At 71.1% G+C, this 4,991-nt stretch carries 3 protein-coding genes; all 3 read left to right on the plus strand.

What is annotated here, in order from left to right:
* On the plus strand, positions 1–1,078 hold a 1,078-nt coding region (gene sucB, locus WDV06_RS36130; RefSeq protein ID WP_395514043.1), incomplete at its 5' end, for a 2-oxoglutarate dehydrogenase, E2 component, dihydrolipoamide succinyltransferase.
* A gap of 188 nt (positions 1,079–1,266) precedes the next feature.
* On the plus strand, positions 1,267–1,893 hold the full coding sequence (locus WDV06_RS36135; protein WP_395514045.1) for a GntR family transcriptional regulator: 627 nt from the start codon (positions 1,267–1,269) through the stop codon (positions 1,891–1,893).
* Positions 1,894–2,172: 279 nt separating this feature from the next.
* A complete protein-coding gene (aceE, locus tag WDV06_RS36140) occupies positions 2,173–4,854 on the plus strand; it encodes a pyruvate dehydrogenase (acetyl-transferring), homodimeric type (RefSeq protein WP_395514044.1) in 2,682 nt (893 codons plus the stop codon).
* Positions 4,855–4,991: the final 137 nt, after the last annotated feature.

A 4,991-nucleotide genomic window follows, 5' to 3' on the forward strand; every position in this document is an offset into this window, starting at 1 on the left:
CACCGCCGCTCCGGCCCCGGCCGCCGCCGCTCCGGCACCGGCCGCTCCGGCCCCGGTCGCCGCCCCGGCCCCGGCAGCTCCGGCACCGGTCGCCGCTCCGGCACCGGTCGCCGCCCCGGCCGCTCCCGCCCCGGCCTCGGCCGGTGACGAGGGCGCCTACGTGACCCCGCTGGTGCGCAAGCTCGCCTCGGAGTCCGGCGTCAACCTGGCGACGGTCTCGGGCACCGGTGTCGGTGGCCGCATCCGCAAGCAGGACGTCCTGGCCGCCGCCGAGGCGGCCAAGGCCGCCGCCGCTCCGGCTCCGGCCGCCGCCGCTGCCGCCCCGGCCGCCGCCAAGGCTCCGGCCGCGGTGTCCGAGCTGCGCGGTCAGACGGTCAAGATGACCCGCATGCGCAAGGTCATCGGCGACAACATGATGAAGGCCCTGCACTCGCAGGCGCAGCTCAGCTCCGTGGTCGAGGTGGACATCACCAAGATCATGAAGCTGCGCGAGAAGGCCAAGGCCGGCTTCCTCGCCCGTGAGGGCGTCAAGCTGTCCCCGATGCCGTTCTTCGTCAAGGCCGCTGCCCAGGCGCTGAAGGCCCACGCGGTCGTCAACGCCCGGATCAACGACGACGAGGGCACCATCACCTACTTCGACTCGGAGAACATCGGCATCGCCGTGGACTCCGAGAAGGGCCTGATGACCCCGGTCATCAAGGGTGCCGGTGACCTCAACCTGGCGGGCATCGCCAAGGCGACCGCCGACCTGGCCGCCAAGGTCCGCGGCAACAAGATCACCCCGGACGAGCTGTCCGGCGCGACCTTCACCATCAGCAACACCGGCTCGCGCGGTGCGCTGTTCGACACGGTGATCGTTCCGCCGAACCAGGTCGCGATCCTGGGCATCGGTGCCACGGTCAAGCGCCCCGTGGTCATCGAGACCGAGGAGGGCACCGTCATCGGCGTCCGCGACATGACGTACCTGACCCTGTCCTACGACCACCGCCTGGTGGACGGCGCGGACGCGGCCCGGTACCTCACCGCCGTCAAGGCGATCCTGGAGGCCGGCGAGTTCGAGGTCGAGCTCGGCCTCTGAGGCCAAGGCGCGCAGGGAACTGCCGCTTGCGGCGCCCCCGTCCGGATTCGTCCGGGCGGGGGCGCCGTCGTTGTAACGAGCCTCACCCTGCGTCCCTGACCACGAACGCATCGGAGCAGGCCACGGCGGCCTTATTGTCTAGGCATCAGGCCCCGCGTGTCCGCACACACAGGAGTTGAACCCCGATGATCACCCCACCCGTCGTGCACTCGCTGCGCGAGCAGATCCGCGAGCACATCGTGGAGGGGATCGTCAGCGGACGCTGGAAGCCCGGCGAGCGGATCGTCGAGCGGCGGATCGCGGTCGAGCTGGAGGTCAGCCAGACGCCCGTACGGGAGGCCCTGCGCGAGCTGGAGACGCTGCGGCTGATCGAGTCGGCGCCGAACAAGGGCGTGCGCGTGCGCAACCTCTCCGCGGCCGACCTGGAGGAGATCTACCCCGTCCGGGCCGGTCTGGAGCAGATCGCGGCCGAGCTGGCCGCGCCGCGGCTGGCGGCCGACTGCTCGGCGCTGGAGCCGCACGTGGCGGCCCTGTGGGAGGCCGACCGGATCCAGGACGGCACGGCGCAGGTGCGGCACACGGTGGGCTTCCACCGGGAGCTGGTGCGGGCGGCCGGGAACAGCGTGCTGCTGCACACCTGGGAGAGCCTGGGGATCGAGGTCTTCACGGCACTGTCGATCCGGTGGCTGGGAACCGTCCAGAAGTCGTACGCCGAGGAGCACGAGGCCCTCGTCGCGGCCTTCCGCAGTCAGGACCCGGACATCGGCGTGCTGGTGAAGCGGCATGTGCTGGGCTGCGCCCCGCGGAGCGCCTGACCCTGTCAGACCATCTTTGACCTGCGGTTTTGAGGGATCCTCCAGGGGATCGCCAGCGCCTTGGCGTGTACTGATGAAACCGGCACGGCGTGCCTGAATTCATGGCACCCGGTGCCGACTTTCGCCTGAGCGTCGAATATTCGTCACTTTTATTTGATCGATCATCGATCAGGGATTTACAGTCACTCCGGGCCCCCACCCGGGTCCCTCGGCCCTGTCCTGCCCGTCAGGGTTTTCTTCACCACCTCCTCTCCTTTGTCCGGAAGGCGGCGCACACCGATGTCCGACCCCGTAGGAAAGCTTCCGAGCGAGCTCGACCAGCTCCCGGACCGCGACTCCGAAGAGACCGCCGAATGGGCGGCCTCCCTCGACGCCGTCGCCAAGGCCGCCGGTACGCGCCGCGCCGAATACCTGCTCCGCCGTACGCTCCAGCACGCCGAGGCCGCCGGCCTGGCCCTGCCCAAGCTGCTGGAGACGGACTACGTCAACACCATCCCCACCTCCGCGGAGCCCGAGTTCCCGGGTGACGAGGAGATGGAAGCCAAGATCACCGCATGGAACCGCTGGAACGCGGCCGCCATGGTGACCCGCGGCTCCAAGTACGGCGTCGGCGGCCACATCGCCACCTTCGCCTCGGCGGCCTGGCTCTACGAGACCGGCTTCCAGCACTTCTTCCGCGGGAAGGAGGCCGACGGATCGGGCGACCAGCTCTACATCCAGGGCCACGCCTCCCCCGGCATCTACGCCCGCGCCTTCCTCGACGGGCGCATCTCCGAGCAGCAGCTCGACAACTTCCGCCAGGAGTCCGGCGGCAACGGCCTGCCGTCCTACCCGCACCCGCGGCGCCTGCCGTGGCTGTGGGAGTTCCCCACGGTCTCCATGGGCCTCGGCCCGCTCTCCGCGATCTACCAGGCGCGCTTCAACCGCTACCTGCAGAACCGGAACATCAAGGACACCTCCCACTCGCACGTCTGGGCCTTCCTCGGCGACGGCGAGATGGACGAGCCCGAGTCGACCGCCGCCCTGGCCCTGGCCTCGCGCGAGCAGCTCGACAACCTGACGTTCGTCATCAACTGCAACCTGCAGCGCCTCGACGGCCCGGTCCGCGCGAACTTCCGCGTGGTCCAGGAGCTGGAGGCCCAGTTCCGCGGTGCCGGCTGGAACGTCATCAAGACCCTGTGGGGCTCCGCCTGGGACGAGCTCTTCCAGCTCGACACCACGGGCGCCCTGGTCCGCCGCATCCGCGAGGTGCCGGACGCGCAGTTCCAGACGTACGCGACCCGCGACGTGGCCTACATCCGCCAGCACTTCTTCGGCGTCAGCGCCGAGCTCGTCCAGCTGGCCGGCGTCCTGTCCGACGCGAAGATCGCCGAGTGCTTCCACACCTCGCGCGGCGGCCACGAGCCCCGCAAGGTCTACGCCGCGTACAAGGCCGCCCTGGCCCACAAGGGCGCTCCGACGGTCATCCTGGCGCAGACGGTCAAGGGCCACACGCTGGGTGCCGGGTTCGAGTCGAAGAACGCGAACCACCAGATGAAGAAGCTGACGGTCGACGAGTTCAAGGACATGCGCGACCTCCTCGGCCTGCCGATCCCGGACAGCGCCTTCGTCGACGGCAAGGTCCCCTACGGCCACCCGGGCGCGGACAGCCCCGAGGTCCGGTACCTCCAGGAGCGCCGCGCGGCCCTCGGCGGCCCCGCCCCGGCGCGCAAGGTCCACCACGTGGCCCTGCCGGCCCCGGCCGACCGTTCCTTCGCCCCGCTGATCAAGGGCTCCGGCAAGCAGGAGATGGCCACCACCATGGCCTTCGTCCGCCTCGTCAAGGACCTGATGCGGGACAAGGAGACCGGCAGGCGCTGGGTGCCGATCGTCCCCGACGAGGCCCGTACCTTCGGTATGGAGTCCCTCTTCCCGTCGGCCGGCATCTACTCGCCGCTGGGCCAGACGTACGAGCCGGTCGACCGCGACCAGCTGATGTACTACAAGGAGGCCAAGGACGGCCAGATCCTCAACGAGGGGATCACCGAGGCCGGCGCCATGGCCGACTTCATCGCCGCCTGCACGTCGTACGCGACGCACGGCGAGCCGATGATCCCCTTCTACATCTTCTACTCGATGTTCGGCTGGCAGCGCACCGCCGACCAGATGTGGCAGCTCGCCGACCAGCTCGGCAAGGGCTTCATCGTCGGTGCCACGGCCGGCCGCACCACCCTGACGGGTGAGGGCCTCCAGCACGCGGACGGCCACTCGCACCTGATCGCGTCCACGAACCCGGCGTCGCTCAACTACGACCCGGCCTTCGCGTACGAGATCGCGGTGATCGTCAAGGACGGTCTGCGCCGCATGTACGGCGAGCAGCCCGAGGACGTCTTCTACTACCTGACGGTCTACAACGAGCCGAAGGTGCAGCCGGCCATGCCCGAGGGCGTGGAGGAGGGCATCCTCAAGGGCCTGTACCGCTTCAACACGGCCGCCGCCCTGGAGGCCGCCCCGGCCGCCGACGCCCCGAAGATCCAGCTCATGGCCTCGGGCACGGCGATCCACTGGGTCCTGGAGGCGCAGCAGCTGCTGGCCGCCGACTGGAACGTGGCCGCCGACGTGTGGTCCGCCACCTCGTGGGGCGAGCTGCGCCGCGACGCGCTGGAGTGCGACGAGGCCCTGCTGCGCGGCGAGGAGCGCACCCCGTACGTCACCCGCGTGCTGGAGGGCGCCCCGGGCCCGGTCCTGGCCGTCTCCGACTGGATGCGCCAGGTCCCGGACCAGATCAGCCAGTGGGTCCCGCAGGACTACAGCTCGCTGGGCACGGACGGCTTCGGCCTCTCCGACACCCGCGAGGGCGCCCGCCGCCACTTCGGCGTCGACGCGCAGTCCATCGTGGTCGCGGCCCTGGCCCAGCTCGCCCGCCGCGGCGAGGTCCCGGCGTCCGCCGTCAAGGAGGCCCGGGAGCGCTACGGCCTCTGAGGCGCACGTTCGACCGAGCCGTTCGTGAGGCGGGGGGGGGGGGGGGGGGGGGGGGGGGGGGCGGGCGCCCGGGGCCCGCCCCCCCCCCCCCCCCCCCCCCCCCCCCCCCGCCCCCCCCCCCCCCCCCCCCCCCGCCC

The organism is Streptomyces racemochromogenes (genome assembly GCF_044129415.1).
Taxonomy (GTDB): domain Bacteria; phylum Actinomycetota; class Actinomycetes; order Streptomycetales; family Streptomycetaceae; genus Streptomyces; species Streptomyces racemochromogenes_A.

What these genes read in the sequence shown, in the direction of transcription:
- aceE (WP_395514044.1), top strand. Translation starts at nt 2,173, where the DNA reads ATGTCCGACCCCGTAGGAAAGCTTCCGAGCGAGCTCGACCAGCTCCCG.